The sequence below is a fragment of the Micromonospora globispora genome, from assembly GCF_003857015.1.
GTDB classification, from domain to species: domain Bacteria; phylum Actinomycetota; class Actinomycetes; order Mycobacteriales; family Micromonosporaceae; genus Micromonospora; species Micromonospora globispora.
The window spans coordinates 1-2814 of sequence record NZ_QGGF01000167.1 but is presented as its reverse complement, the minus strand read 5'-3'; the positions used below and the strand labels follow the sequence as shown (position 1 = coordinate 2814).

3 protein-coding genes are annotated in these 2814 nt (G+C 75.2%); 1 reads left to right on the top strand and 2 read right to left on the bottom strand.

Features of this window, described 5'->3' with window-relative positions:
• Positions 1-948, bottom strand: a 948-nt coding sequence (locus tag DKL51_RS06445) for a GlxA family transcriptional regulator (RefSeq protein WP_260428398.1), incomplete at its 3' end; no start/stop codon positions are given.
• A 70-nt stretch (positions 949-1018) separates the two neighbouring features.
• On the opposite strand from DKL51_RS06445, the gene DKL51_RS06440 reads away from it, so the two are divergent.
• Positions 1019-2323 carry an MFS transporter gene (locus tag DKL51_RS06440; RefSeq protein WP_109948229.1) on the top strand — a complete coding sequence of 435 codons (1305 nt, stop codon included), beginning with the start codon at positions 1019-1021 and terminating at the stop codon, positions 2321-2323.
• 5 nt (positions 2324-2328) lie between these two features.
• Here DKL51_RS06440 and DKL51_RS06435 read toward each other — a convergent pair.
• On the bottom strand, positions 2329-2814 hold a 486-nt coding region (locus DKL51_RS06435), incomplete at its 5' end, for an RICIN domain-containing protein (RefSeq protein ID WP_260428397.1).

Below are 2814 nucleotides of genomic sequence, written 5' to 3'. Positions count from 1 at the left end.
GCGGTAGGCGGTGGGGGCCACGCCGACGCGGTGGTGGAAGTGCTGGCGGAGGGCGGCGGTGGTGCCGAACCCGGCGTGCCGGGCCACCTGGTCGACGGTCAGGTCGGTCGTCTCCAGCAGCAGTCGGGCGTGCTCGGTGCGCTGCTGGAGCAGCCACTGGGCCGGGCTGAGCCCGGTCTCCGAGCGGAAGTGCCGGGTGAAGGTGCGGACGCTCATCCGAGCGTGCCCGGCCAGATCGCGCAGGGTCACCGGCTGGTGCAGGCGCTGCCGGGCCCACTCCCGGGTGGCCGCGGTGCCGTTGTCCGGTGTGCGGGGGACCGGCCGCTCGATGTACTGCGCCTGGCCGCCGTCCCGCCAGGGTGGGACCACGCAGCGCCGGGCGGACCGGTTGGCCACCTCGCTGCCGTGGTCGGTGCGGATGACGTGCAGGCAGAGGTCGAGGCCGGCGGCCACCCCGGCGGAGGTGAGCACGCCGTCGTCGATGAAGAGCACGTCCGGGTCCAGCTCGACCGCCGGGTGCAGGCGGCGGAACAGGTTCGCGTACGCCCAGTGGGTGGTGGCCCGGTGGCCGTCGAGCAGCCCGGCGGCGGCCAGGACGAAGGCGCCGGTGCAGATCGACATGATCCGCGCGCCGCGTTCGTGTGCCGCCCGGAGCGCCGTCGCGACGGTCGGGTCCACGGTGCCGTCGGCCAGTGGCGGGCCGCCGTGGATGCCGGGGACGATCACCGTGTCGGCGGCCTCGATCAGCTCCAGCCCGTGGTCGGGGACCACCTGGAACCCGGCGGTGCTGCGTACCGGTCGTCCACCCGAGGTGCAGGTGTCGACGGTGTAGAGCTGCTGCATGTCGTCGGTGCGGGCGGTGCCGAAGACCTGGGCCGGGGTGCCCAGGTCCAGGCCGACCACCTGGTCGAGGGCGAGCACCGCGATGCGGTGCGGGACGACGGTCATGGCCCGATTATTGCGCACGTTGGCTTTTCGGCCACTCGTCGCCTGACGGATCACACCGGAGACTCGGACCGTGACCCGATACCGTCGCCTCCACCCGGCCTGGGCCGTCGCCGTTGTCTCGTTCGTCGCGTTGGTCGGCGCGGCCGGCTTCCGCGCCACCCCGGGGGTGCTGCTCCACCCGCTGCACGCCGAGTTCGGCTGGCCACTGGCCACCATCTCCGCCGCCGTCTCCGTCAACCTCATGCTGTACGGGCTCACCGCGCCGTTCGCCGCCGCGCTGATGGACCGGTTCGGCATCCGGCGGGTGGTGGCCGGTGCGCTCGTGCTGGTGGCCCTCGGCAGCGGCCTGACCGTGTTCATGACCGCGAGCTGGCAGCTGGTCCTCTGCTGGGGCGTCCTCGTCGGCCTGGGCACCGGGTCGATGGCGCTCGCCTTCGTGGCGACGGTGACCGGCCGCTGGTTCGTCCGCCGCCGGGGCCTGGTGACCGGGGTGCTCACCGCCGGCGGCGCCACCGGGCAGCTCGTCTTCCTGCCGCCGGTCGCCATCCTGGTCCGCGACCACGGCTGGCGTACGGCGGCCCTCGTCGTCGCCGGGGGAGCGCTGCTGGTCGTACCGCTGGTGGCCTGGCTGCTGCGCGAGTACCCGGCTGATCTCGGCGTGCCGCCCTACGGCGCGACGGACGTGGTGCAGCCGGCGCCGCCGACCGGTGGCGCGGCGGCCCGAGCGGTCGGCGCCCTCACCCAGGCCGCGCGGACCCGGCCGTTCTGGCTGCTCGCCGGCGGCTTCGCGATCTGCGGCGCGACCACCAACGGCCTGGTCGGCACCCACTTCGTGCCGGCCGCCCACGACCACGGCATGCCGGAGACCACGGCCGCCGGGCTGCTCGCCCTGGTGGGGCTCTTCGACATCGCGGGCACGGTCGCCTCCGGCTGGCTGACCGACCGGGTGGACAGCCGGGTGCTGCTGGGCGTCTACTACGCGCTGCGCGGGGCCTCTCTGCTGGTGCTGCCCGGCCTCTTCGCCGCCACCGCCCACCCCAGCATGCTGGTCTTCATCATCTTCTACGGCCTGGACTGGGTGGCCACCGTGCCGCCGACCGTGGCGCTGTGCCGGGAGTACTTCGGCCCGGCCGGTGCGGTGGTCTTCGGCTGGGTCTTCGCCGCCCACCAGGTGGGGGCGGCGCTCGCCGCGACCGGCGCCGGGCTGGTCCGGGACGGGCTGGGCGACTACGCGCTGGCCTGGTACGTGGCCGGTGCCCTGTCGATCGGCGCGGCCGGGCTCTCCCTGCTGCTGCGCCGCCGCCGCGAGCCGATCCCCGTGCCGGTCGCGGTCCCCGTCGCCGCCGGCAGCCGGGCGTGGAGCTACCGGGGCTGAAGGCGTCAGCCGACCGTCCACTGCTGCTCGGCGGCACCCGAGCAGGGGGCCTGTTCGAGCTGGTCACCGGCCTCCGTACCGGCGTCGTCGACCTGCGCGCACTTGCCGCTGTGCACGGCGACCAGCAGGACCGGACCGGCGCCGGTGGGGGTGAGCCGCCACTGCTGGTTGGGCTGCCCGTTGCAGGACCACTGCTGCACGTCCACGCCGTCGTCGGTGCGCTGCCCGTCGACGTCCAGGCACTTGCCGGTGGCCGCGTTGACCAGGACGAACACGTCCGCGCCGACCGGCGTCGCCACCCACTGCTGCTCCGGCCCGCCGGTGCAGTCGGCCAGCTGCGCGTCCGCGCCCTCGGGGTCGTCGCCGGTCACCCCGACGCAGAGCCCGGAGGTGGCCGCCCGGAACACCTTCGGCCCGCCGGCGGCTCGGTGCTCGGCGCGACCGAGGTGGGCTCGGCGGCCGGCGGGGTGGGCGCGGCCGCCGAGCCCACC